The sequence below is a fragment of the Paenibacillus sp. FSL K6-1096 genome (assembly GCF_037977055.1).
Taxonomy (GTDB): domain Bacteria; phylum Bacillota; class Bacilli; order Paenibacillales; family Paenibacillaceae; genus Paenibacillus_AQ.
In genome coordinates, this window is sequence record NZ_CP150274.1 from 1,979,241 (window position 1) to 2,005,783 (window position 26,543).

The 26,543-nt window shown below is 55.4% G+C and carries 20 protein-coding genes; 9 read left to right on the forward strand and 11 right to left on the reverse strand.

Annotated elements, in window-relative coordinates; translation table 11 throughout:
* Positions 1-30 precede the first annotated feature (30 nt).
* The 4 genes from nrdF to MHI24_RS08710 all read left to right on the forward strand — a co-directional run bounded on the left by nrdF (position 31) and on the right by MHI24_RS08710 (position 3,514).
* On the forward strand, positions 31-990 hold the full coding sequence (gene nrdF / locus MHI24_RS08695; RefSeq protein WP_340025242.1) for a class 1b ribonucleoside-diphosphate reductase subunit beta: 960 nt from the start codon (positions 31-33) through the stop codon (positions 988-990).
* Positions 991-1,471: 481 nt separating this feature from the next.
* A complete protein-coding gene (locus MHI24_RS08700) occupies positions 1,472-2,083 on the forward strand; it encodes a hypothetical protein (protein WP_340025243.1) in 612 nt (203 codons plus the stop codon).
* A 67-nt stretch (positions 2,084-2,150) separates the two neighbouring features.
* Complete coding sequence (locus tag MHI24_RS08705) at positions 2,151-2,477, forward strand: hypothetical protein (protein ID WP_340025244.1); 327 nt, start codon at positions 2,151-2,153, stop codon at positions 2,475-2,477.
* Between the two features lie 257 nt (positions 2,478-2,734).
* Positions 2,735-3,514 carry an alpha/beta hydrolase gene (locus MHI24_RS08710; RefSeq protein ID WP_340025245.1) on the forward strand — a complete coding sequence of 260 codons (780 nt, stop codon included), beginning with the start codon at positions 2,735-2,737 and terminating at the stop codon, positions 3,512-3,514.
* A gap of 21 nt (positions 3,515-3,535) precedes the next feature.
* On the opposite strand, the gene MHI24_RS08715 is transcribed toward MHI24_RS08710, so the two are convergent.
* From MHI24_RS08715 to MHI24_RS08745, 7 genes are all read right to left on the reverse strand, one after another.
* Positions 3,536-4,300: an ABC transporter permease gene (locus tag MHI24_RS08715; protein ID WP_340025246.1), complete on the reverse strand. Its 765-nt coding sequence runs from the start codon at positions 4,298-4,300 to the stop codon at positions 3,536-3,538.
* Positions 4,293-5,219: an ATP-binding cassette domain-containing protein gene (locus MHI24_RS08720; protein WP_340025247.1), complete on the reverse strand. Its 927-nt coding sequence runs from the start codon at positions 5,217-5,219 to the stop codon at positions 4,293-4,295. Before MHI24_RS08720 ends, MHI24_RS08715 begins: the two co-directional genes overlap by 8 nt.
* 81 nt (positions 5,220-5,300) lie before the next feature.
* The gene (locus MHI24_RS08725; protein WP_340025248.1) at positions 5,301-6,002 is read right to left on the reverse strand and encodes a response regulator transcription factor; all 702 of its coding nucleotides are present in this window, start codon (positions 6,000-6,002) and stop codon (positions 5,301-5,303) included.
* Positions 5,980-6,930: a HAMP domain-containing sensor histidine kinase gene (locus MHI24_RS08730; protein ID WP_340025249.1), complete on the reverse strand. Its 951-nt coding sequence runs from the start codon at positions 6,928-6,930 to the stop codon at positions 5,980-5,982. Before MHI24_RS08730 ends, MHI24_RS08725 begins: the two co-directional genes overlap by 23 nt.
* 29 nt (positions 6,931-6,959) lie before the next feature.
* Complete coding sequence (locus MHI24_RS08735) at positions 6,960-9,713, reverse strand: ComEC/Rec2 family competence protein (protein WP_340025250.1); 2,754 nt, start codon at positions 9,711-9,713, stop codon at positions 6,960-6,962.
* A 115-nt stretch (positions 9,714-9,828) separates the two neighbouring features.
* Complete coding sequence (locus MHI24_RS08740; RefSeq protein ID WP_340025251.1) at positions 9,829-10,347, reverse strand: dCMP deaminase family protein; 519 nt, start codon at positions 10,345-10,347, stop codon at positions 9,829-9,831.
* Between the two features lie 378 nt (positions 10,348-10,725).
* Complete coding sequence (locus MHI24_RS08745) at positions 10,726-11,427, reverse strand: helix-hairpin-helix domain-containing protein (protein WP_340025252.1); 702 nt, start codon at positions 11,425-11,427, stop codon at positions 10,726-10,728.
* Between the two features lie 142 nt (positions 11,428-11,569).
* Here MHI24_RS08745 and comER point away from each other — a divergent pair, with 142 nt between their 5' ends.
* Positions 11,570-12,421 (forward strand): late competence protein ComER, encoded by an 852-nt coding sequence (gene comER / locus MHI24_RS08750; RefSeq protein WP_340025253.1) that lies wholly within the window; start codon positions 11,570-11,572, stop codon positions 12,419-12,421.
* 93 nt (positions 12,422-12,514) lie between these two features.
* Here the strand turns inward: comER and leuS are convergent, their stop codons facing one another.
* Positions 12,515-14,947, reverse strand: a complete 2,433-nt coding sequence (leuS, locus tag MHI24_RS08755; RefSeq protein ID WP_340025254.1) for a leucine--tRNA ligase — start codon at positions 14,945-14,947, stop codon at positions 12,515-12,517.
* A 470-nt stretch (positions 14,948-15,417) separates the two neighbouring features.
* Positions 15,418-16,485 (reverse strand): AI-2E family transporter, encoded by a 1,068-nt coding sequence (locus tag MHI24_RS08760; RefSeq protein ID WP_340025255.1) that lies wholly within the window; start codon positions 16,483-16,485, stop codon positions 15,418-15,420.
* Between the two features lie 193 nt (positions 16,486-16,678).
* On the opposite strand from MHI24_RS08760, the gene MHI24_RS08765 reads away from it, so the two are divergent.
* Both MHI24_RS08765 and MHI24_RS08770 read left to right on the forward strand, forming a co-directional pair.
* The gene (locus tag MHI24_RS08765) at positions 16,679-17,404 is read left to right on the forward strand and encodes a glycoside hydrolase family 16 protein (RefSeq protein ID WP_340025256.1); all 726 of its coding nucleotides are present in this window, start codon (positions 16,679-16,681) and stop codon (positions 17,402-17,404) included.
* 356 nt (positions 17,405-17,760) lie between these two features.
* Positions 17,761-18,435 carry a glycoside hydrolase family 16 protein gene (locus MHI24_RS08770; protein WP_340026640.1) on the forward strand — a complete coding sequence of 225 codons (675 nt, stop codon included), beginning with the start codon at positions 17,761-17,763 and terminating at the stop codon, positions 18,433-18,435.
* Positions 18,436-18,504: 69 nt separating this feature from the next.
* Here MHI24_RS08770 and MHI24_RS08775 read toward each other — a convergent pair whose 3' ends face one another.
* Complete coding sequence (locus tag MHI24_RS08775) at positions 18,505-20,085, reverse strand: extracellular solute-binding protein (protein WP_340025257.1); 1,581 nt, start codon at positions 20,083-20,085, stop codon at positions 18,505-18,507.
* A gap of 126 nt (positions 20,086-20,211) precedes the next feature.
* Between MHI24_RS08775 and MHI24_RS08780 the strand changes: the two genes are divergently transcribed.
* Both MHI24_RS08780 and MHI24_RS08785 read left to right on the forward strand, forming a co-directional pair.
* Positions 20,212-21,960, forward strand: a complete 1,749-nt coding sequence (locus MHI24_RS08780) for a sensor histidine kinase (RefSeq protein WP_340025258.1) — start codon at positions 20,212-20,214, stop codon at positions 21,958-21,960.
* The gene (locus MHI24_RS08785) at positions 21,938-23,545 is read left to right on the forward strand and encodes a response regulator (protein WP_340025259.1); all 1,608 of its coding nucleotides are present in this window, start codon (positions 21,938-21,940) and stop codon (positions 23,543-23,545) included. The genes MHI24_RS08780 and MHI24_RS08785 overlap by 23 nt, the downstream gene beginning before the upstream one ends.
* A 6-nt stretch (positions 23,546-23,551) precedes the next feature.
* On the opposite strand, the gene MHI24_RS08790 is transcribed toward MHI24_RS08785, so the two are convergent.
* Positions 23,552-26,518: a hypothetical protein gene (locus MHI24_RS08790; protein WP_340025260.1), complete on the reverse strand. Its 2,967-nt coding sequence runs from the start codon at positions 26,516-26,518 to the stop codon at positions 23,552-23,554.
* Positions 26,519-26,543 lie beyond the last annotated feature (25 nt).

Below are 26,543 nucleotides of genomic sequence, written 5' to 3' on the forward strand. Positions count from 1 at the left end.
CGCGGGTACAGAAAGGGAGAAGATACAATTATGAGCGCAATTCAAGCCGTGAACTGGAACCGTCCCGATGACGATTTCTCGCTGATGTTCTGGAACCAGAATATCATGCAGTTCTGGACCGATGATGAAATTCCATTATCCGATGACAAAATGTCCTGGCTCACGCTAAGCGAGACCGAGAAGGACTCTTATATGAAGGTGCTGGGCGGACTGACCCTGCTCGATACGGTTCAGGGCGGCGTTGGGATGCCGCAGATTATGGAGCATGTAGACGGCTTGCAGCGCAAGGCGGTCCTCGGCTTCATGGGCATGATGGAGCAAATCCATGCGAAGTCCTACAGCAGTATTTTTACAACACTGGCTTCGACTGAGGAGATTGACGGGATTTTCCGCTGGGTGGAGGACAATACGTTCCTGCAATTCAAGGCGGAGACGATCTCGGAGTACTACCAGAAGATTGAGACGAAAAAAGACCTCTATCTGGCGATGGCTGCCTCGGTGCTGCTGGAAAGCTACCTGTTCTACAGCGGCTTCTTCTACCCGCTCTATCTGGCCGGACAAGGCAAAATGACCTGCAGCGGCGAGATCATCGACCTGATCCTGCGGGATGAGAGCATCCACGGCGTATACGTCGGCGTGCTGGCCCAGGAAATCTTCGAGGAGCTGTCCGAAGAAGACCAGAGCGATGTCTACGAGACGCTGGTTGGCCTGCTGCGCCTGCTCCACGCGAACGAAGAGCAATACACCGAGCAGATCTACGCACCGATCGGGCTGGTGGAGGAAGTGAAGACCTTCCTGCGCTACAACGCCAACAAGGCGATGATGAACCTCGGCCATGATCCGCTGTTCGCTGAGGAAGAGATCAACCCGATCGTCCAGAACGGCATCAGCACCCACACGAAGCAGCATGACTTCTTCTCGAAGAAGGGCAACGGGTATGTGCGGGCGATGAATGTGGAGCCTTTGCGGGATGAGGATTTTCAGTTTTAAGATAAGCTGAATCGAAGAACCTGGCTCACAGCCCGGCCGTCACTCCAGAGAATGTTTGGACTTCCGGCCGCTGTTGTCTCCAGATTTCTTCAATTGTACCGCTGTTAGCGGTTGAAATCCGTACTAAGCATATGCTTCCGATGCGAGCTTTCCTACGGAAAGCTTTCAGGCGGACGCTGACGCTCCTACAGTTCCAAAATTCCCTTCCACCACTCATCCTTTAATATTTATTAAACAAGTTCAATTTAATGGATGGTATAGTTAATAAAAAGCCAGTCGCCGAAAGTTCCTTAGCGACTGGCTTTTTATTTGGTTCTCTTCCTGGAAAGAGGCCACTATATCCCGTTATATATTCATAAATATTTACATTTGCATACATTATATTCTATATTCTTTCAAGGAAAATAATTACATAAATTTTCCTCACTATTCTATATAATTAATTGTGAACATACATAACATAAAAAATGGAGGTAATAATTTGAAAAAACTTTCTGCTATTTTATCAATCGCTTTGTTAATGACTACTTTTGCACCCTTCGCATCAGCAAATCAAGCAAGTCCAACCGAGGCGCCTTCGCACGAATTTGTTAGCCAACAACTTACATCAAACAGTTATACCTACAATGGTATTGAGATTAGTTCTCCCCTCATCTTAAGCGAAAATGAATTAGCTTCTATTTATGCTAATGTCCAAAAAGCAACCGATTCTAGAAACATAATAACTCCATTCTCTCACGAGATAGGCGGTTCTGGTGAAATCGTGTATGGTCCAAAATATGAAGCTCATTCAAACAGAGATGTAGTCACTTTTGCATCAATGGCGGCTGCTTGGTTAAACAATTTTATTTACACTAAAAGTGGATGGAATCCTGCATGGTTCAAAAAATGGGTTATATCCGCTACAGAAGCTTGGTTTATAAATAGTGCAGTAAAACCGACATATACTGGAATATGGACAACAAGATCTGGGGACTTACAAATCCCAGGATTATACCACTATTATCTTACACTTGTACATTATACCGATGGCACATTCACAACACCTATTAGTGTGCAATATAATGAAGTAGCCAGCGAATACAATCCTTAAATGTAATTATCACCCGCTGAGCCTAATTTGAGTTCAGCGGGAATCACTTTTATGTTGGAGGTTTTTTATGACAGAAATTGATGAGAGAAAGTGGGGGCAAGAGCCTGTTAAGGAACCTAAAGATCGATATGCACAATTTCTAAAAATAGTATCCTTTACCTTCTTGGGCGTAACATTTACCATAATCTTTACGGAAATCAATATGAGTAATTATCCAATTAAAATATTATTTTTTATTTTTGGACAGTTTTTTATATATAGATATTTATTAAAAAATGTATCTAGAACTTCAGAAAAGTTTAAGCGGTTTTGTGAAAAACTTAAAATAAAATTGCCGATTTTATATATTTTGTATTTTTTATTCCTCTATTACATCGGATATCCTTATTTTTAAAATCAAATCATACTAACTTTCATTCCCTAATCTCAGAGTACTTTCCTTTTGACCTTATGAACTGCTCCTTTATTAGGTGGAAAACAAGACCTTAAAGGTTAAAGTAGCCAGCCGTTGATATTACATCAGCGACTGGCTATTTCGTTTTGGTTGAAGTGGAATTTATTTATAGCAATGTCGCTTTAATTTGTGAGACCATATCAGTCTTGGGACGTAGGAGTAGGGATGATCTTTTTACCGAAAAGAGGTGTGGCAGATTGGCTATACATATTCAGGAGTACGGGGACCGGGATGGGGACTGTCTGATGGTCTTCCTGCATGGCGGGGGCGTGAGCGGCTGGATGTGGGATAAGCAGGTGGCGGCGTTCGCCAGTTATCATTGTCTGGTCCCGGATCTGCCGGGGCACGGGTTCAGCCGGGAGGATCAGGAGTTCACGATCCGCAGCAGCGCGGAGGAGCTATTAACCGTTATTGAAGAGCGTGCTCAGGGACGAAAGGTCGTTGTTACCGGATTCTCGCTGGGCGCACAGGTATTGGTTCAGATGCTGGGCCTGAGGCCGGAGCTGATACATTATGCCGTCATCAACAGCGCTTTAGTGCGGCCGATTCCTTCCGCCAACTGGCTGATCGGGCCGACGGTCAGGCTGTCTTTTCCGCTGATTAAGTATAGATGGTTCGCGAGGCTCCAGGCCAAGACGCTCTATCTGGGTGAGGAGTATCTGGAGCGTTATGTTGAAGAGAGCCGGCAGATGGAGCTGAAAATGCTGATCCGGGTGCTGGAAGAGAATATGTCGTTCCGCATTCCAGCCGGATTCAGTGAGACCGCAGGCAAGATTCTGGTTACCGTAGGTGAACAGGAGAAATCCGTCATGAAGCAATCCGCCCGGGATCTGGTGGCCGCAAATCCCCGTAGTACAGGCGTGGTGATTCCCCGGATTGGACACGGAGTCCCTCTGGCGAAGCCGGAGCTGTTCAATGAGCTGGTTGAGGCCTGGATGCAGGGCGGAGAGCTGCCTGGGGAATGCAGAAGAATCTGATCCCTCAGGCACGAAGTGATGCTAGTTCAGATCCTCCTTGATTTTGTAGCGGACAGCAAAATAACTCAGGAATAGAATCGCGGCAACCGCCACTCCGAACATATGCATCAGATCAGCCGTGCTGCCCAGATCCTTGACCCGCACAAGCGTATTGATCAGCAGATATTTGGTCAGATGAATGTCCGTAAGCAGCTTTTCCAGCGCACCCAGCACCATCCCGATCACATTCAGAGCCAGAACAATGCTGGCACTTAAGCTGATGAGCAGGTTCCGGGTAACCATAGCTATACAAAGAATCAGCAGCGAGAACGCCCAGTGCAGCAGGAATTGGCCCGCCAGCAATGTAATCAGTGTGCCCGGGTCTCCCAGATCCGTCTGCCCCACAAACAACCTCCTGCCGATTCCGTCTGCAACCAGCAGTATCAGGAACATCATGGCCACGAACAGGGCGAGAATCGTTATTTTGGATAACACGGAGTGACTTCTGGCCTGCCGCATGGAGATATAATTCTTATGGAAGCCGGAGTTCCACTCGCTCATGTAAAAATAGATCGTGAACACTGCGATATAAATCAGCATCCAGGAAGGCGGCTGCGAGATCGTGTACTGGATGAAGTCTATCTCCGTTAAATTTTCGATCCGAACACCGCCTTCCTCCACTGGCTGCGCGTATTGCTTCATCATATAAATGCCAAAGATCTGAAACGCACAGAACAGGAGCAGCAGCAGGTACATAACCTTGTTTCGTCTGAAGCGGTACAAGTCCATTTTGAACAGATTAATCATGGCGTTCACCTGCGCTTTCCGTGCGTTCCAGGAAATATTGCTCCAGGCTCTGCTTGTGCCTCGCGATAGAATCGATCATGATCCCCTGCTGCGCCAGCACCTGAACAATCTGCCGGATGTGAACATGCCTGTCGTATACGTATACCGTCCGGCTGTCCACCACCTTATATTTCGTAATGTTCAGCTCGTGCTCCAGCACCGGAAGGACCTCGCGGGCTTCCTCGACCTCCAGTTCAATCCGTTCCTCACAGCGCTGCTGCAAGTCTTCCTTGGAGATCACCTCGGCGAATTCCCCCTGATGGATGATCGCGTATTTGGTGGCGATTTTGGAGAGCTCCTCCAGAATGTGGCTGGAGATCAGAATCGTCAGGCCCGCTGCATTCAGCTCCAGGATCAGCTGCCGGATCTCCACAATTCCCTGCGGATCAAGCCCGTTCATCGGCTCATCCAGAATCAGCACATCGGGACTGCCCAGCAGAGCCACCGCGATTCCCAGCCGCTGCTTCATGCCCATGGAATAGCTTTTGACTTTGGCCGTATTCTTCGGGTCCAACCCGACAAGCTTCAGCAGCTTCGCGATCGTTAGCTCCCTGTCACTTAGACCATACGCGATGGCGAGCAGCTTCAGGTTCTCATAGGCCGAGACGTTCGGGTATAATCCGGGATGCTCAATCAGTACCCCCATCCGTTCAAAAAAAGACTGATCCCCCGCAGCCGCACGGTTGAAGAAATGCAGCTCGCCCGAGGTCGGGTATACGAGTCCGCCGATCATTTTGAGCAGGGTCGATTTGCCTGCCCCATTCCTCCCGATGATGCCGACAATCTCGCCTCTGTAGATCCGCAGATCCAGATTGCGCACCGCCGCTTTCGATTTATACATTTTGGTAAGTCCGCATATTTCAATAATGCAATCGGTCATGTCTGCCACCTCCTTACCTCTAAGTTAACAGCATGAAGACTAAGAGATCGCCAACAAAAGGTTAAGAAAGTTCAAAGCCGCTCACGGACTCAGCCGGAAGCCGATGCCCCAGACCGTATCGATGTAGGATTCACTGTCATGCACCTTAATTTTGTTACGGATATTACTGACATGGACCGTTATCGTCTTGTCCTCGCCCAGATAGATTTCCTCCCAGGCCAGCTCATACAGGTCCTGCTTCGTGAATACCCGGGTAGGATTCCTGACCAGAAGCTCGACAATTCTGTATTCCTGGCGGGTCAGCGCAAGTACGCTGCCATGAATCCTGACACTGTAGGCCGTGCAATCCAGCACCAGATTTTTATGCCTGAACTCATTCACCGGCTCCACAGCAGCCGTCCGCTGGAGATGGACTTGGATGCGGGCAATCAGCTCCTCCAGCTCAAAAGGCTTCGTCACATAATCATCAGCGCCCAGCGTGAACAGGTCCAGCTTATCCCCCAGCTTATCCTTGGCTGAGAGGACAATCACTGGAACCCGGGACTTCATCTCCGCACGCAAACGGTGCATGAACGCCTCGCCGGACAACCCGGGCAGCATCAGATCGAGCACAATCAGGTGATACTCGCGCTCTGCCAGATTCAGCATCCCTTCACTGCCTGAATAGGACTGGGTGCACTGATACCCTGCGGCGGTAAGCCCGTCATGCAGAATTGCGTTAATATGCTCGTCATCCTCAACGATGAGAATTCTTCTGCTGTTACGATTGTGGGGGATGCCCATGGGGATGCTCCTTTCCCGCTTTTGCGAATTCAAGATGAATGCTGAAGATACCGCTGGCTGAATTGGCCGATGCGCCGCCGTTCATTTTCTCCATTAGCGCCTTGACAATTGCGAGTCCCAGCCCCGAGGAATGGCGGGTACGCGACGGATCTTCCCTGTAAAAGCGCGTAAATATCTTCTCCGTATCCACGCTGCTGCCTGCCTTAAGCCGGTTCGTGAAGCGTATACATAACGTATCCCGCCGCTCTAGAACCTCTATTGTAAGCGGACCCTCCCCATGCATGAAATAGTTCCCCAGCAGATTCGTAAAAATCCGCTCCGCTGCATTCTGCTCCCCCATGATCAGAACAGGCCGTTCCAGCAGTCGGAGCAGCGGCTCCTCCCCGGACCGGGTGAAGTCCTCAATGAAGGTGAACAGGTTCCGCTTCAGTATCTCCACCACATCCACCGGCCGCAGCTCCAATTCATATTCGGGATTCTGCAGCCTGGTATACAGGAACAGCCCGTCCACCAGCTTGATGATCTGCTGTATCCTCGACTGGGCCAGCCGTACGTACCGCTCCTTCTCCTGCTCCGCCTCTGTCCGCAGCGCCAACTGCAGATAACCGTCCAGGGAAGTGAGCGGAGTCCTTATATCATGCGACAGGCTGGTGACCGCCAGATTCATCTCCTGATTCTTGCGGCTGAACTGCTCGCCCAGCGCGGTCTGGCGGCTCAACAGGTTATTGCAATCCTGGACCAGCCTGCCGACCTCCCTTGGCTTCAGTTGGGTGACTATCTGCTTACGGGATTCATGCTCCATGATAAAAGAGAGCTGGCTGCTGATCTGCTTGACCTGTCTCCGGTAGTTCAGCAGGTAGATGGTCTGGGCGATCAGCAGCAGCAGGAGTCCTGCTAGAGCAATAAGGATACGATCAACTCCTCTCATATGAGGTTATTATATACGATTCCAGCGGTTTAGTCCGGTGCGGGAGTGAGCTTGTGGCGTAGGGTGATCCCTTCCTTGCCCACTCTCAGCTGAATCTCCCCCTGCTGATCCGTCCGATAGACGTGGGTTCCCGCATCGGCCAGGCGCTCCAGCACAATCCCGTGCGGATGGCCGTAAAGGTTATTCACACCAGCTGAAATCACAGCAGCGCCGGGCTTCCAGAAGGCCAGCCAGTCTGAACTGGTGGCGGTTTTACTTCCGTGATGGGCGGCCTTCAGGACGTCGATGGGCTTGGCTTGCGCAATTCCGGATTGACTTGCGGACCGCAGGAGGGCTTCTTCTGCCGCCTGGTCCATATCTCCTGTGAAAAGAAAGCTCTGCCCGTTCATCTCCAGCAAGAACACCACCGATTCGTGGTTCTGGTCCTTCACTTCCTCCAGCAGGGTCTGTCCACCAGCTGGCGGCTCCGGCCAGAGGAAGTGGAGGTTCGTGGCATCGTCCGGGGCCAGCGTCATGCCCTGCTGCACCGGGTATAGCCGGACACCCGCGTCCAGTGCGGTCGCCATCAGCTTGGAGTACGCCTCCGTGCCGGCCAGCGTCCCGTTGAACAGCAGTGCCGATACCGGCATCCCCTCCAGCACTGCCTGCAATCCTCCGGCATGATCCTGGTCGCCATGCGTCAGGATAACTGCGTCCAGCCGGTGAATCCCCCGCTGCTTCAGGAGCGGCAGGAGCGTCTTGGCCCCGACCTCGAAGGGGTTGCGGCGGATGCGCCATTCCTCCCGGTTGCCGAAGCTCACGGTCCCACCGCCGTCCACCAGGATATGGGCTCCGCCCGGCGTGGTAATCAGGCTGCTGTCGCCCTGGCCTATGTCCAGGTAGCTGATAGAACCGGAGCCGTCGCGTAGAGCTTCGGCGTTATAGCCTTTGTAGAGCAGGATGGTCAGGCCTAACGTGCACAGTATCGCCGCCGTGCTGCTCCAGTGCGTAGCTCCAGCCGGAGGGTATGCCTGGAAAGCGAAGACTGCTCGTCTACTGTTTGCAGTGGATGGTGAATCTGGCTGGCTGTTTCTGCCGGGCTTCCCCCGGCCGTTTATCGGGCCCTCCAGTTCCCCCAGCGGCCGGGTCTCATCGTCCATGAATTGAGGAACCAGCCTCGCTTCGGTCTGCTGCTTCAAGGCGTATAGCAGACCAAATAGCAGGCCGTAATAAAGGCAGATCCACAGGATTGACGGCGAAGCCCAGATCAGCACCCCGGCAGTGAAGCTGTTCACCCGCTCTACGGCTGCAAAGGTAGCGTTATTAAGCTGCTCCGCCAGTTGAGCAATGAACAGGGCTGCGGCGTTCCAGACCCGTCCAAGCATCAGCGCCAGCGTTCCCAGCGGCAGCACCATCAAGGTGATGAAGGGAACGAGCAGCAGATTGGCTGCAACCGACAAAAGCGAGAACTGGTTAAAGTAATAGATCGTCAGCGGAAACGAGACCAGTTGGGCAATGATGGTTACCGAGAGGCTGCTGCCCAGCCAATCCGGCAGCCGCCGGAACAGCGGCGCAGCCAGCGGGGTATACACCATAAGTCCTGCCGTCACCAGAAAAGACAGCTGAAAGCTGACACTGAGCAGCAGATACGGATTCCAGACCAGCATCATCAGGGCGGATGCGGCCAGAATATTGAGCCCGTCCTTGAGCAGGCCGAACCGGGCTGCCAGCAGAGCGATCATGCTCATGATTCCGGCGCGGATTACGGACGGGCCGGCCCCGGACAGAAGCACATAGACCGGAACCAGCAGCAGAGTTACCGTCAGCGCGGTTTCCCTGGTGAAGCGGCAGCGGCGCAAAAGAAACAGAATCACCCCGGCATAGACAGCCACATGCATCCCGGAGATGGCCAGGATATGGGTCAGCCCCAGCTGGGAGAATTGCCTGAACGTCTCCGGGTCCAGCTCCTGCTGGATGCCGATGACAAGGCCCTTCATATAACCGGCGTGAGGCTCCTGAAACAAACGGCTCATCTCTGCACCAAGCACGGAGCGTGCCCGATCATTCCAGCGCAGGATCGTGGAAGGCTCCCAGGAGTCTTGGGACGTAACGGTTGCGCTGGCAGTTCCCGTCCCTTTTAGCAGCCAGTGAATCTTCTGCGTAAGCAGATAGGCCCGGTAGTCGAATCCGCCAAAGTTGCGCGCGGTCTGCGGCTGAATCAGCTCCCCCTCAATGATTATCCGGTCTCCCCGCTGCCACTGCGCAGCCACCGCAATCTCATTCTCCTCCTGAAGCTTGATCTGTACGGTTACACGTTCACCTTCAGCACTCCTCTCCAACGCACGCTCTGCGCCTGTCTTTGCCGTATCACCCGGATTCACTTCGGCCTGCACTTCGCCTTCCGTTCCCACTGCGGCGGCCGGCTCCCCCTGCTGATGCAGTTTGATCCCGGACAGCTTCACGACAAAATCAACCCGGTCACCGTCCCGCTCCACTGGAGAAGCAATAACGCCAGCGGCCGTCACGTAGGCCTCATTCAGCCCGCTTACGGGTTGTCCCAGCGCCTCCGGCAGCAGAGTCACATTACGGATTTCGCCATATTCCCAGTATAGAGCGGATACTACCAGCGCAAGCATAAACGCAGCAGCCGCCTTCCAGTGTATCCTCCCGCTAACCGCCCAGATTACTGGCAGCACCAGCATTCCCGCGAGACAGAGCAGCAGGCTCCGCCCGGAGAACACACAACCTGCCGCACTTCCCCCCACCCAGCAGACCGTAAAGCTTAAGAGCGGCCTTCTGTTCATAATCATCTCTCCTTCCAACTTAGGTCTCCGGACGCCAAAAAACCCCTGCATACGCATACAAATGCGTGTACAGAGGTTCTTCCCCTGAAGCCTGTCGTATTCAACTCATGTCTGGCTACTCCGATACCGAGATCATCGTTTCCTTCGGCGGCTCGTAGTTCTCCAATTGGCGGAATACGATTCCTTTGGAGGCGAGCATCGCCTGCACCTTCTCCATGTCTTTCTTGTAAGGGCGCAGGTAGACAATCTCCACGATTCCGCTGTTCGCCAGCATATTGGCGCAGGTCCAGCACGGCTCGTCCGTGACATACACCGTACTTCCCTCCCGGTCGCTCCGGTCTGTGAACAGCAGCAGATTCTGTTCGGCATGGATCGTACGGATACAGCGCTGCTTCTTCACCATCGTCTCTACACCTTCAATCATCTCACGCTCATATTGCTCAGAGACCATACAACCCGCCTCCGAGCAGTCAGGGACGCCCATCGGCGCACCGTTATAGGCCGTACCCAGCAGCTTCTTCCCCTGCACCAGCACCGCACCGACATGACGGCGGGGACAGCGCGAACGGGTGGAGACCATGCAGGCAATATCCATGAAGTATGTATCCCAGTTCTTGCGGTAAGCCACAGTCATCAGCAATCTCCACTTTCTCTTAAATGGTTGTTCATTATTGTAGCATACCTGGCGGCGTTTTCACTAGGATATTGATGGCCTGTAACAGCACACATTTGGCTTACTTCACGCATAGTTCTCCCATCCCGCCCATTTCGGCACCTCGTTGCTCATCCGCAGAACGGGTGTGATTGCACTTCGTACAATAGAAATTGCATTCTCAGCGCTTAAGTTACATTCTGCTGCACTTTGTACAATTGATTTTCTTATTTGACCTCGAAAGACCTGCTTTTGCATAATTCTAATGTACGAAGTGCAGCAGACTCCGTTTTCAGGCGGATTGTGGGCTAATCTAATGTACATAGTGCAATTACAGCAAATCTAAGGTAGAGCGAAGCCTCAAAAAGCCACCAGCGGCTTCAGCTTCTCCAGCAGCTTGGGGCCGATGCCCTTCACCTTGCCCAACTCGTTCGCGCTGCGGAACGCTCCTTTGCTGCTGCGAAAGTCTATAATCGCCTGCGCCTTCTTCTCCCCGATGCCCGGCAGGTCCATGAGAGCTTTGGCATCGGCTGTGTTCACATTGATCCGGCCATCAGGCGCCGCCGGTGCTGCACTGCCAGCGGCTCCGGCTTCCGCTGGTACAGTCGCCGCTCCAGCGCCAGTTGTTCCTCCACTGATGGCCGCACCTCCAACAATTCCGCTACCCGCTGCGCCTGCATCATTCCCGCCTATAGAACCATTGCCAGTCATACTCCCGCCAGTCACTCCATCCCCTGCCGTTCCACCACCCGTGACCGCACCGCCAGCTATTCCATTGCCACCAGCCTGATTCCCTCCAACACTCGCATTCCCCGCCATACCACCACCAACCACCTCACCACCAGCGTTTACCGCCTTCCCATCCGCCTCACTCCCGCCATCAGCCTCGGCACCCGTACTGCCCGCCTCCCCGTCAACCCCCACTCCCAGCGCCTGCGCCATTCCGGCGTTCAGCGTCTTCCAGCCGGCGATGCCGTCGTCCGCGCGGTGGTCTGCGGCCCACACCAGACCGCCGCCCAGCAGAGCTGCGGTGATGGCGCAGACAATCATTCTTTTATCCATCAGGTTGTCCTCCCTCAATAAACTGGAATTTTATTCAATACTGCAATGAATACATGTCATGTGTCCAAGTCTGCTCTGCATACATATAACGAAGAGTATTCCTGTAAGCCAGCAGCACCATAAGAAAGGAGGTAGCTACAGGATGAAAGTGGGATTTATCGGAACAGGCAGCATGGGCGGTCTGCTGATTGATACCTTCCTCCAATCGGGTGCACTTGAGCCGTGTGATGTCATGGCCAGCAACCGCAGCCCCGGCAGGCTGATGGAGCTGAAGAAGCTGCATCCCGGAATCACGGTCTGCTCCGGCAATATTGAAGCCGCCTCGGAGAGCGACCTCGTGTTCCTGTGCGTCAAGCCCTTGCAGTTCAAGCGGGTCTGCGATGAGATCGCCCCTTATCTGCGCAGTGAGCAGATTGTCGTCTCCATCACAAGTCCTGTCCAGCTCTACCATCTGGAATCTGCCCTGCCCTCCAAGATTGCCAAAATCATTCCCAGCATCACCCATTCGGTCAGAAGCGGGACTTCGCTGTGCATCTTCGGAAGCCGGTTAAATAAGCAAGACAGGCTGCTGCTGCTCCAGTTGTTCTCCTGCATAGGCGTGCCGGCAGAAATTCCTGAGCGGGATACGCGGATAGCCTCGGATTTCTCCAGCTGTGGTCCGGCGTTTCTCAGCTATTTCCTGGAACGGTGGATTGAAGCGGCGGTCGAAGCAACCGGCATCGAGGAGGCGCTGGTCACCCGACTCGCCGGGGAGATGCTGCTGGGCACAGGCAAGCTGCTGACCGAAGGCTCGTTCACCCCGCAGGCGCTGCAGGAGCGGGTAGCGGTGCGCGGAGGCATTACGGCCCAGGCGCTGAACCATTTGCAGAATAGTCTCGAAGGGGTGTTCGAACGGCTCATTACCACCACGCATGATAAATACGATGAAGATGTGGAAAAGCTCGACGAGCTGTTCGGCCTCGGCAGCATCGCCCAGAGCCGCAATGACCGCTGATGTATCTTTTACTGGTGCGCGAGAGCGCCCGAAACCAAGAAAGCCCGCAGCACGGATAGCTTCCGTTGCTGCGGGCAGAATTGCGTTCTTCGCTTAACCCACTACGATATTTACCAGCTTGCCGGGAACGGCAATGATTTTGCGTACGGTTTTGCCTGCGACGGCTGCCTGCACATTCGGCAGGGCCAGGGCATGGTCTTGCATCTCCTGCTGGCCCATATCCTGCGCAATGAGTGCGCGCTGGACGATTTTACCGTTGACCTGCACCACAATCTCGACCTCAGCGTCTACGGTCCAGGCTTCATCATAAGACGGCCAGGCGACATAGCTGATGCTTCCTTCATGACCCAGCAGCTGCCACAGCTCTTCGGCAATATGCGGAGCCAGCGGGGACAGCATCTGGACGAAATGCTCAGCCGCTTCCTTGGACAAGCTCTCCTGCTTGTAGGCATCGTTGATGAAAATCATCAGCTGGCTGATCGCCGTATTGAACCGCAGCTGCTCGAAGTCCTCGGTGACCTTCTTCAGCGTCTTGTGCCAGGTGCGTTTGAATTCATCCGTACCGCCGCCCTCGGTGATCTTCGCGCTGAGGCTGCCGTCTTCGTTCACGAACAGGCGCCATACGCGGGAGAGGAAGCGGTGGATGCCTTCGACACCCTTCTCGTTCCAAGGCTTGGTAGCTTCCAGCGGGCCCATGAACATCTCATAGACGCGCAGTGTATCTGCGCCGTAGGCTTCCACAATCTCATCCGGGTTGATGACATTGCCGCGCGACTTACTCATCTTCTCGTTGTTGTTGCCCAGGATCATCCCCTGGTTCACCAGCTTGTGGAACGGCTCCTTGGTATCGACCACGCCGATATCATAGAGCACCTTGTGCCAGAAACGGGCATACAGCAGGTGAAGCACCGCATGCTCGGCTCCGCCGATATACAGATCCACCGGCAGCCATTGCTTCTGCTTCTCCGGCGAACACAGCTCTTGATCGTTGTGCGGATCAATATACCGCAGGTAATACCAGCAGCTGCCGGCCCATTGCGGCATGGTGTTCGTCTCGCGGCGGGCCTTCATGCCGGTCTCAGGATCAACGGTCTCGACCCAATCGGTTACATTCGCCAGCGGGGATTCTCCCGTGCCGGAAGGCTTGATCGCATCAACATCCGGCAGCATCAGCGGCAGCTGATCCACAGGAACGGTCTTCATCGTGCCGTCCTCCAGGTGCAGAATCGGAATCGGCTCACCCCAGTAACGCTGGCGGCTGAACAGCCAGTCGCGCAGGCGGTAGGTCACTTTTCCCTTGCCGCAGCCCTTCTCTTCCAGCCAGGCGATCATCTTGGCAATCGCATCGGCATTATGCAGGCCGTCCAGGAAGCCGGAGTTAACATGCGGACCGTCGCCGGAATAGGCTTCTTCGTCCAGGTTGCCGCCCTGCACCACCTCGATGATGTTCAGGCCGAACTGCTTGGCGAATTCCCAGTCACGGGCATCATGGCCCGGAACAGCCATAATTGCGCCGGTTCCGTAGCCGGCCAGGACGTAGTCGGCAATCCAGATCGGCACCTGGGCACCGTTCACCGGATTGATGGCGTAAGCGCCGGTGAATACCCCGCTTTTCTCCTTAGCCAGATCGGTACGCTCCAGATCACTCTTGCGGGAAGCCTTGTCGCGGTATTCTGCAACAGCAGCCTTCTGTGCTTCTGTCGTAATGGCATCCACCAGCTTATGCTCCGGCGCGAGTACACAGTAGCTTGCCCCAAACAGGGTGTCCGGCCGGGTGGTGAACACCTCCAGCACCGACTCATGCCCCTCAATGGCAAAAGTCACCTCCGCACCGGTCGATTTGCCGATCCAGTTGCGCTGCATATCCTTGATGCTCTCTTCCCAGTCCAGTTCGTCCAGATCCTCCAGGAGACGGTCTGCGTATTCGGTAATCTTCAGAATCCACTGGCGCATCGGTCTGCGGACGACCGGATGGCCGCCGCGCTCGCTTTTGCCGTCGATAACTTCTTCGTTCGCCAAGACGGTTCCCAGCGCTTCGCACCAGTTCACCGATACTTCGGCAACATAAGCGAGCCCGCGGTTATACAGCTGGATGAAGATCCACTGTGTCCACTTGTAGTATTCCGGGTCCGTCGTGCTGATCTCGCGGTCCCAGTCGTAGGAGAAGCCCAGCGACTTGATCTGGCGGCGGAAATTATCGATGTTCTTAAAGGTAATGTCGCGCGGATGCTGTCCGGTATCCATCGCATATTGCTCAGCCGGAAGACCGAAGGCGTCCCAGCCCATCGGGTGCAGCACGTTGTAGCCGCGCATCCGCTTGAAGCGGGATACGATGTCGGTGGCGGTGTAGCCTTCCGGGTGGCCTACGTGCAGTCCGGCGCCGGAAGGATACGGGAACATATCCAGGGCGTAGAATTTCGGCTTGGCCGGGTCCTCGCTGGTCTTGAAGGTCTTGTTCTCGTCCCAGAATTTCTGCCATTTCGGCTCGATGGTCTGGGCGCGGTAACCGGTATGGTTGTCGCTCATCTTGTGCTCCTCCTTGGAGTGTTGCTGTAATAGGTAGTACTGCTGCTGTCTTACAAAAGTTAAGTTCCGCCAGGCACTGGGGATAAGCCGTTCCGCAAAAAAACCTCCCATCCCTAGCGTATAATCGCTAGGGACGAGAGGTTATGAATTCCCGTGGTACCACCCTAGTTAGCGGCGGACAGGCTTTGTCCGGCACTCACTTTGACACCCTGTATCGGGGGTGAGCCGACGACGGTTCACACGCGGGTCTCCGTTAAAGCGGAGACTGCGGCTTGCGCCGTTACTCAGAGGTGAGTTCACTGCGGTCCGTTAACCGGCTCGCACCTGGGTGCCGGCTCTCTGCAATAACGGTCTCACGAATTAATACTCCTCTTCATCGCACTGCTATAAATGGCTGGTTATTCGTAATATTCACCACATTATAACCAAAAGATACATCTATCGTCAATGGTTTAACAGGCATCCCGCCTCTACGCCGGTTTCCTGCGGATATAATATCCTATAATATGCTGAATGACCACTTTGGCAGCGGCGAAGAAAGGCACAGCCAGGATCAGTCCGATCATGCCCGCCAGCTCCCCGCCGACCAGGAGCGCGAAGATAATCATCAGCGGATGCAGATGCAGCTTGCGGCCCACAACCTGCGGGGAGATCACGTTGCTCTCCAGCATCTGGCACAGGGTATTCACCACCGCCACCAGCAGGACCAGCCGCCAAGAGAGCGTCGAGGCCATGATAATGGCCGGAGCCGCGCCGAGGAACGGGCCCATATAAGGAACAATATTGAACACGGCCACCACACAGGCGAACAGCAGCGCATAAGGCATACTGATGATGGCATAACCGATATAAGCAAGCACCCCGATGATTACGCAAACCAGGAACTGCCCGCGGATATAATTGCCGAGTGCCTCGTCGATATCCTTCAGCAGCGTCACAATGGACTTGCGTCTGGACCGGGGCAGCAGGGAGACTACCGTCCGCTCGAACACCTCGAAGTCTTTCAGAATATAGAACACCAGGAATGGCACAATGAAGGCGTTGAACAGGATGCCGATAGTCGAAGCGATATTATCCAGGAAGTGCGAGATGCCCTCCGCCAGCCGGTTCTCCAGCTGGTAGAACCAGTTGTTCATCCCTGTCTCCACGCCGGGCGGGATCAGTCTGGAATTCATCCCCTTCATCAGCCCCTGGGCGTGCAGCGTCATCTCGGGCAGATGCTCGTTCAGCTCCTCCAGCTGCTCGATGAACATCGGGATCAGATTGATCAGAATGACGGCGAGCGAGGTCAGGAACACCGCATAGATCAGCAGAACGGCTACGCTGCGCGGCATTTTCCGCTTGGAGAGCAGGGTAACGACGGGATTCAGCACATATGAGATAATCATGGCGGCCAGGAACGGGGCCAGGATCGCTTTTAGAAAGACGAATACACCATGTAGCATCGGACGGAGCAGCCAGACGAAATATAGAATAATCAGCGAGAGCAGCACGCCGGTCATCCAGCGGAGCCACTTACTGCGGTACCACTCCTCCATAATCCCCCTCCTGAACGTGTACAGCCCTATAACGTCATGCCCTATTAGTATGTGTGGGAGGGAAGTGAAATACTCTTGTCTGCAAAAAATTGGATTTTTGTTATTTCAGTTCGCAAATTGGTATAGAGTCCGCCAACAAGGTTCGTTACAATCTAGTTGTAAAAGCGCTTTCATTTTAAGGAGGGACTTATTCATGATAAAAAGGTTATCCAGGTTATTCGGTGTCAGCCTGACGCTGCTGCTGGCCGGAGCGCTGGCGGGAGCGCCGTCCGTGTCGGCGGCCACTGTGTTCTACGAACCTCTGACGTACTTCAACTCCGCCACCTGGCAGAAGGCAGACGGTTACTCCAACGGCGGAATGTTCAACTGTACCTGGCGGGCGAACAATATCTCCTTCACCGGCGGCGGTGAGCTGCGCCTGGCATTGACCAGCTCCAGCTACAATAAATTTGACGGTGCCGAATACCGCTCAGTGTACAAGTACGGCTACGGGAAATATGAGGTCAGCATGAAGCCGGCCAAGAACACCGGCATTGTCTCCTCCTTCTTCACGTACACCGGGCCGTCAGACGGTACGCAATGGGATGAGATTGATATCGAGTTCCTGGGCAAGGATACCACCAAGGTCCAGTTCAATTATTATACGAACGGCGTCGGCGGCCATGAGAAAATCGTCAATCTCGGCTTCGATGCCTCCCAGAGCTATCATACTTATGCGTTCGACTGGCAGCCCGGCTACATTAAATGGTATGTCGATGGTGTACTCAAGCACACAGCTACCAGCAATATTCCCTCCCAGCCCGGCAAAATCATGATGAACCTCTGGAACGGAACCGGTGTAGATTCCTGGCTGGGTTCCTATAACGGAGCCAATCCGTTGTACGCCTATTATGACTGGCTGAAATATACCGGTAACTAACTGCAGACAGGTAGCGGACCCCGGCGATGAGCAAGCGGCATCGGGCGGGGTCTTTTTGATCCGTTCCGGGGGATGGGCGTATCTTCATAATTTGTTATTCCAATCGGCACATTGGTATAGCGGCTGTAAGCGGCTTTCAGTACGATATATAGTAAGTAGAAACGGCTTTGCCGTCCTTTTAAGGACGGCACCCGTTTCAGCGAGAAATATAAGGATAAGTTATCGTGCGAAACATATACATTCTTATATTTTAAGAAAATATTACAGGAGGAGCAGATTTGAGACGCAGCAGGTTCATCAAAACAACAGCAGCCGTAGCGGCTCTTTCGGCGGCCGTGCTGGGCATCTGGGCCTTGATGCCCGCGCCGGAATCCGCCGCAGACAGCGTAAAGGATGATTTTAAAGTGTTCAATGAAGAGTTCTGGAAGAAAACCGACGGATATTCCAACGGGGATATGTTCAACTGCACCTGGCGCGCGGACAATATCTCATTCACAGATGACGGGCTTCTGACCCTGTCGCTCACCAGCCCCTCGCCCGGTGTGTTCGATGGTGCAGAGTACCGTACCCAGGAGAAGTACAGCTACGGCAAATATGAGATCCGGATGAAGCCTGCAGCGAATCCCGGCATCGTCTCCTCTTTCTTCACCTATACCGGACCTTCCGAAGGGGAGCCCTGGGATGAGATCGATATTGAATTCCTGGGCAAAAACACCCGGCAGATGCAACTGAATTACTTCACGGACGGCAAGGGCGAACATGAGAAGGTGATCGACCTCGGCTTCGATGCCTCCCAGGAATTCCACTGGTACGGCTTCGACTGGCAGAAGGACTCCATTACCTGGTATGTCGACGGCAAACCGGTTCATACCGCTACCGAGAATCTCCCGTCTACACCGGGCCGCATTATGATGAATCTCTGGAATGGGACAGGCGTAGACTCCTGGCTGGAGCCGTATGACGGAACCGCTCCGCTCCATGCTTACTATGACGAGTTCCGCTATACCCCGAATCCGGCGCCAGACAAGTAAGAACCGGCTCAGGCGTCTATACGACAAGAAACCGCCTTATATGAGGCGGTTTCTTGTCACTGCGGCATTTCAGCGGCGGCTGCGGTCCCAGGCATTGACCTCCGAGGTCTCAGTCAGACCGCCATACGCCTTCCATTTGCTGACAAATTCATCGAATTCCTCGATACCGCTGCCCGCAAATATAATGTTCTGCAGGCTTTTCTGCTCCAGCTTCTTCAGCAGCTCGCCGTCACGCTTCATGGTTGCCGTTGGCGGTCCCGTGAACTGCTCCTTGCGTGAAGCCTCCTTCTGGCCGAGCAGCACAGGAGCGATGTCCTTCGGAACATCCCGGATGACCTCGGAGGGAATCCGGGCGCCATCGAAGGTCAGCGTGTAGGAAGCGACGCGGATGCTGCCCTGCGGCAGCGCCGGCGGCTGGGCGCTCGGCCTGCCGTCCAGCATCGCCCAATCATAGCCCTCGGCCAGTCCGTTGGTGAACTCGCCGGTTGAGGTGGCATAGGAATCAAACAAATAATTCTGGTAGGTGAAGAAGATTTCAGGATGCTTCATCTTCTTGTTAATCAGAATCGCGCCGTTGACCGGCAGGGTGCCTCTGCGCATCACCTGGCCGCCGGGACCCGCAGGGATGGCGATGGCCCGGACACGGGCCTGCGGGTCCGCATCCGTCAAGGACGACAGGGGCCAGCCGCGCATCCAATAAGGCCCGGCGATGATGCCGGCCTTGCCTGTAATGAACTGGTTGGCCGCCCCTTCTTCATCCAGCCAGGCGCTGTCGGCAGTCAGATAGCCCTTCTGTACCCATTTCTTCATGAGCTGGGTAGCCTTGCGGGCAGCAGGCTGTACGGACCCGTACTCCAGGGTGCCGTCACTCCGGCGGTTCCACTGCTCTGGCACCGTGCCGAATGCGCCGAAGATCCAGCTGCTGTCGCCCATCCAGGTGCTGGGGCCGTTGCGGAATCCGACGGACAGCCCGTAGGTATCCTTCATCCCGTTGCCGTCCGGGTCCCGGTTGACGAAGGCGTCCATGACCTGCTCCAGCTCATCCAGGGTCCGCGGAACCTCAAGGTTCAGCTTGTCCAGCCAGTCCTGGCGGATCCAGAGCAGCGGGTCGGAGTTATATTCATAATCCATGATGGGAATGGCATATTTGCGTCCGCTGCGCACGAAGGGGTCCCAGGCCGATGCATCCTCGGCCACTGCCTTCTTCCACACACTGGAGGCATATTGTTCGAACAGGCTGCCGACCTCCATGAACTGGCCGGAGTCAATCAGCTGCTGGATAATATCGGCATCCCGTGTGGTGACAATATCAGGCATATTGCCTTTGGCCAGCTCAAGCCTCAGCTTGTTGGCATAGGTCTCGGAGGTGCCGGAGATGGTCCAGAGATAGCGGATACGGATGCCAAGCCGCTGCTCGGCCCAGATGGTATGCACATTATGCTCCAGGCTCTCCCCTTTTTTGAAGACCAGATTCGGGTTCACGGAGCCTACAGTATACAGATCTACAGGAGGATCGTATTTGCCTTCCTCCGCATTGAAATGCGGGGCTGTGCTCTGCGGGGAAGCCGGCGGCGGGCTGACGTCAGCGCTGTACCAAGAGCAGCCTGGCAGAGCCAAGAGCAGCAGGAGCAGCGGGAAACGGAATTTCATGAAACCACCTGCTTTTCGTTAAATTCTAGAGTTCTATGCGGCGGACAAATTGTATTATAATCGACTTCATGATCTTATGATACACTTCTCCATATTACCGCAAATGTCTTTGCAAAGGATGATCTTATGACGGCTTGGCGTCCGAATCTATTTGTCAAAATGGTGGCCATTCTGCTCTCCCTCATTGCCGCCACGCTTCTGTTCTACGGCTTCTCTTACCGGAAGGATATCGGAGTCATCACGGAGCAGATCAAAACAACCGATCTCAATCACCTGGAATTCCTGACCCAGCAGATGGATAACAATATCAACCAGCTGGCAGGCAGCATGTACGCCCTCCAGCGGGACCCGACCATCCGGGATTACGAGCAGATTACCGAGCTTGGACATCTCATCGATCCGGCCGAGACCATTATGACCGTGCTGGAGAAGCTCTCCCTGCAGACCAGCTCCAGCACATGGGAGAACCGGATTGTGCTGTACAAGCCGGACAGCAGGGAGACGCTGGGCTCCGATTCCTCCCTCTCCTTCGATACATCTATCCTGGAGAAGCCGCCCGTAACAGGCTGGGAGTATATATCAGACGACATCGCAGGCTCAGAAGCAGGCTTCCGGCTGGTGCTGTCCGACCCCGCACAGGACATCAGCCACCCCCGTGAAGCGCAGCTGCTGCTGTCGATGTTTTTTCCGGTCTCCAATATCGAGCGGATGTTCGAGGCCTATCAGTCGCAGAACAAGGGCGATACCTTCCTCTACCACCCGTCGCTTGGGATCATCCTCTCCCGCGGCTCGGACCGGGAGATGGCGGAGCGGATCACCGCAGAGCTGAAGTTCACGGGCGGACAGGACACCTCCGACATCTTCGATCTTAAGAAGGGCAGCTACCTCGTCAGCTCGGTGCCCTCGTCTGCTGTGAACTGGCAGGTCGTGCATTATTCGCCGCTGAAGCAGATTCTGCAGCCGATCCGCAGCAGCCGCTATTCGTTCCTGACCGGCTCGGCCATACTGCTGGCGATGAGCCTGTTCTTTGCCTTCCAGCTCTACCGGCAGGTCCAGCGTCCGGTCAGCCTGCTGCTGCGCTCGCTCAACCGGATGAAGGAAGGCCGCTGGTCCACCCGGATCCATACCCGGACCAATCCTGAATTCACCATGCTGAATGAGGAATTCAACGACATGGCCGAGAAAATTCAGTCGCTGATTGAGCAGGTCTATGTGGAGCAGCTCCGGGCCAAGGATGCCCATCTGAAGCAGCTGCAGTCCCAGATCAATCCGCATTTTCTATACAATTGCTTATTCTTCATCAAGAGCAAGGCCGCTATCGGCGACACCGATTCGGTCGAGGCCATGGCCCTGAGTCTCGGTGAATATTACCGCTATATTACGAAGGTCGACCACTCTCTCACCACCCTTCAGGATGAGCTGAAGCTGCTGGAGAACTACCTGAAGATCCAGAACCTGCGGAAGCAGCGCATCCGCTACGAGGTAGAGATCGAGGAGGAGCTGCTGGGCCTGTACATTCCGCGGCTGCTGATCCAGCCTCTGGTGGAGAATAGTATCATTCACGGCATTGAGAAAAAAATCGGGCAGGGCTCCATCCGGATCACCGCCGCAAGTACCGCCGGGTTCCTTCAGATTAAGGTCGAGGACAACGGCGCCGGCATGACCGGGGAGGCCATTGCCAAGCTTGAGGCCCGCATCTCCGAAACCACCCGCGAGGACGGCGGCTGCGGGCTATGGAATATCCAGCAGCGGCTCAAATCCCATTATGGTGAGGCTTCCGGCCTGCTGATCGCCCCTTCCCCTGAAGGCGGCTTAACTACAACTCTCCTTATGGAGAAGAAAGAGGAACCTGATGCACCAAATACTGCTGGTTGATGATGAACCCTATGTTGTCGACGATCTGTCCATCTCCATTCCTTGGGCGGAAATGGGCTTCGGACAGGTCCACAAGGCCTACTCCGGGTATGAGGCGCTGGAGCTGCTTCAGCGCCATCCCATCGACATCGTAGTGACCGATATTAATATGCCCGAGCTCTCGGGCACCGAGCTGATTGCGGCGATCCGCAGCCGCTGGAAGCATATCCGGGTGGTCATGCTGACCGGATACGCCGAATTTGAATACGCCCGCAAAGCCATTGAAGAGCAGGCGAGCGCCTATCTGCTCAAGCCGATTGCCAATGACCAGCTGATCTCCGTCATCGGCAAGCTGCAGGAGAAGCTGCGCAGCGACTGGGAGGCCTGGTCCTCCCACCAGCGGACGATGCAGACCTTCCGCGAGCATCTGCCGATCCTGCGGGACCGGCTGCTCGGCGAGCTGCTGCAGGGCCGCAAGCTGCGCGGGCCGCAGCTCCAGGAGCGGCTGGACCAGTTCGACCTCCCGTTCTCAATCGGGCAGCAGGTCTGCCTGGCCGTAGTCCGCCCCGAGGAATTCTTCCGCCGCCAGGATATGCACAGCATGCTGCTGTTCGAATATGCGATCATTAATATCGCGCAGGAGCTGTTCCAGGACCGGTTCCTGATCTGGTCCTGCAAGGATGTGCATGATTATCTGGTGTTCCTGCTGCAGCCCAGGGAAGAAACCCTGCAGGACGGCAATCCGGGTAATGCGGTGGCCCAGGCGGCCTACCAGCTGCAGAATCATGTCAGCACGCTAATGGGCGGCGGTCTGTCGGTAGTCACCACCGGCTGGGGCGACTTCCCGGGCCAGGTCTATACGCTCTACCAGACCGCCATCTCCGCCATCCGCCAGCATATCGGCAGTGAGACCGGGATCTATCTGGATACGACCGACAACAGCGGCTCACAGTCTGTAGAGATTCTCCAGCCGCTCTACGAGCCGCCGCTGCTGTTCCATATGTTCGAAGCGAACAACTGGCAGGGCATCGAGGACAAGCTGAATGCCATTGTGTCCGAGCTGGCCCACAGTGCGGAGCATTCGCTGGAGCATATCCATGAAGCCCGCCTGCATCTGGAGACGGCCTTCTATTACTTCGCCCACAAGAACAACAAGATGCTCAGCGAGATTGCCGGCAATCCGCTGCTGGAGCAGGCTCCCTTCCAGACGCCGGACAAGCTGCGGGAATGGGCCATGGAGGTCATCCGCCTGCTGAGAGAGCATTTCGAATCCGAGCAGCGCAACAGCCGGTCCGAGCTGATCCGCACGGTCCATGAGTATATCGACCGCAATCTGCACTATGTCTCCCTTCAGGCGATTGCCGATCATGTCCAGATGCACCCGGTCTATCTCTCCAAAATGTACAAGCTGGAGACGGGCAAGCGGATCAGCGATTATATCAGCCAGGCCAAGATGGAAAAAGCGGCGTATCTGCTGATCCATACGCCGCTGAAAATATATGAGGTGTCCTCCGAGCTTGGTTACTCCAATGCCCATTATTTCATTAAGCTGTTCAAGGAATATGCGGGGATGACCCCGCATGAATTCCGGGACCGGGCGCTCTAGGAGCGCTTAGTCCCCGAAGACCAGCTCCACTTCATGGGAGAGGCCGTCATCTACTGCCGGCACAAGGCCGTCTGTTACCGCCTGGCCATCCAGCGTCAGACGGGCTGTCCCGTCCTGCATCCGGCAGAAGCCCTCCGGCTTGCGGACCCGGATGTGGTAGGAGGAGCCTCCCAGCTTCAGGGTATAGCTGAATTCCGTCTGCTCTTCCCTAAGCACCGGATTCAGGGCGATGCCCTGCGCCGTATATTCAATGCCCAGCGCTTCCATCAGCGAGAGGGTGAGCCAGGTCGAGGTGCCGCTTAGCATCGGACCGATGTTCTCACCAGTCTCGCTGTTGTTGTATTGCGTGCAGAACCGCGGGTTCCCGCAGATGGCGAACGGATCTTCCATCGTCTTGAACGGAACAATCCGGTCCAGCAGCCAGTAGCCCAGTCGGGAGAGCTCGGCAGCGAGATCAGGGCTGGATACTTCCTTGGCTCCTTTGAACATGGCCGCAGCAGCCATCATGCAGGCATGCTTGAACACGCCGCCGTTCTCACGGTCACCCGGGAAGTATTCATCCGATGCCGTATGTGTAGATACACGGCCCAGTGCCACCGGAGAGACCAGCTTCATGCCGTAAGGTGTCATCAGCTGTTCCTTCAAGGTGTCGATCATGATGGCAATCTGCTTCTCCTCTGCACAGCCGGCCAGAATACTCCAGCTGAAGGAGTTGAGGAAGTACGAGCCATCCTTCGCCGGATCAGCGGACATACCGTCCCCAGCAGCGCCAAGATAGGTATATTCCCCGTCCGGATAACGGTTGAACAGTACACGGGCGAAGAAATCGCCCTTCCAGGCATGCTCCTGAATACGTTCACGCAGCTTCTCGCCGAACTGGTCAAGCCCCTCGGCATATTCCTGATCACCCTTGCGGACCGCCAGAGCTGACAGCTCATCCACCGCCACCTTCAGCAGGAAGGCGTTCATCACGCTCTCGGAATAGTCGCTTTCCAGCGAATCCCCGAAGACGCCGCCGGCCGCAAGCTGCTTCCGGTACAGCTCTTCCTTAGCCGGTCCGTTCAGATAGGTGTCATCCAGCTTCAGACAGTCGTTCCAGTCTGCGAAGTCGAGCAGCGGCAGGCCATGGCGTCCGATCGAGATCTGGCCGGAATACACAATGATGGCCTTCAGCGTCTCGAATACCGGCCGGGTCGTGTCCTTGCCCGCTACCGGACAGGATTCATCGAGGAATTCTACATCTCCGGTCAGCATGACATAACGGTAGACGGCCTGGATCAGCCACAGCGCATCATCGGACCATTTGCCCGGCTCTTTGCCGACCCAGAAGAAATTATGGTATGCATAGCCCAGCTCGAAGACCATGCTGGTCCATTCCTTAAGCAGGCTCTTAACGAGGCCGCTGCGGCCCATTCCGACGAAATAGTACATTGATGCGTACAGATCCTGAATCTCGCGGAAGCCGATCTCCCGGTATCCCTTCTGAGTCTGGCAGAAGGAACGGGAGACGAAGCTCTGGTAGAGCACCTGGAACGGCAGGTTGCGGTTCACGAACTGGTCGAAATCAGCGTCGCCGGAGGATACCTGCAGGAATTTCGCATAATCCCGCACGAATTCCCGCGATTCCGCCAGGGCTTCCTCGGCCGCACTGCGGCTGGTGAAGCGGGCGATCAGCGTGCTGACTTCATCCTGGAGTACGGTCTCGCCCCAAGCTGCACCGCTCTTATCGGAGACGAGTCCGGTGAACTGGTCAACCGCCGCAGCAGCTCCCGCAGGAACCTTAATCTCACCGGCTACCGCGAAGAATCCCGGCCCCTTGCGGTGCAGAATGCTGCTCAGCTTCAGCGCTCCGGACGGACGGTGCAGCGAGCCGGTGCCCACGAATTCATTGTAGTTAACACAGTATTCGCGCGGCAGAACTGCCCCGTCCTCCCCGTGGATAATCATCGTGTGGAAGCGCAGATCATGGCGTCCGCCATCCGGGTAATAATCCGGGCTGACCGCAGCGACCGCGCCGGATTCATCCTGCAGCACCCCGCCCTGCATGATCACGTTGCTGTACAGGACATCCTCGAACAGTGCGCCTGGAGCTGCGGAACCGAACATCCCGGTATACACCAGGCGCAGCCGGCGTTCGCCTTCCCCATGGTTCACGAGCTCAATCCGCTGCAGCTCTGTAGCCAGCGGCATCCCTGCAGCATGCGGCAGAATGAAAATAGTGCGGATAATCTCAAGTCCGCTGTCCAAACGGTATGTAATAACTGTCGCATTCTGCGAATGACGGCAGACGGCCGATTCAATGCCTTCCCCGCCCGGCTCGGCGGAATAGAAAATCTGCTTCCCGTCCTCGAACAGATAGAACTGGCGGTTGGCCGGGAAACCGTTCTCCTCCTGGCGCATATCCCAGCGGGTCGCCAATACCTGGGTAGCGGCATGGGAACGGAAGCTTCCGCCGCCCAGCCGGTCAACCACGCTCTTCGGCGTCGTCTGGAGCGGATGCGGGAATTCCAGCCGGTTGCCCAGCAGCAGGTTGACCGCGAAATGCGGGCCCGGAACAGGCGACCGCAGATCGATGACATGCTCGCCCTCAGCGTTAAGGGCACCTGCCCAGCCCGGCGCGGCTTCCAGCAGCGCCAGCATCTCGCTGGCTGTGGCCGCCGGAATGGCAACGGCCTGCTCTGCTCTTCCCGCATGGCGGATATGCAGGGACAACGCCTTGCCATCGCCGCCCAGGGTGAACAGCGCGGAGCTGTCGGCTTCCGCCGGCAGCAGCGCCGCCACCGCCGGGAGCTTCAGCAGCTCCTGAATAGCCGGCAGGCGGAGCGGCAGACCGGTGATGCCAACCGCTCCGCAGCGCTGCGAATCGGTGAAGACAGCGCTGAGCGGCGCGCTGCCGGTCCGGTCCGCGAAGGCCTGCCGCAGGATATCCTCAGCCGAAGCTGAGGTTTGTCTTGCAGTATTGAATGTAAGCATGATACGTCTCCTCTTTTCCTCTTTT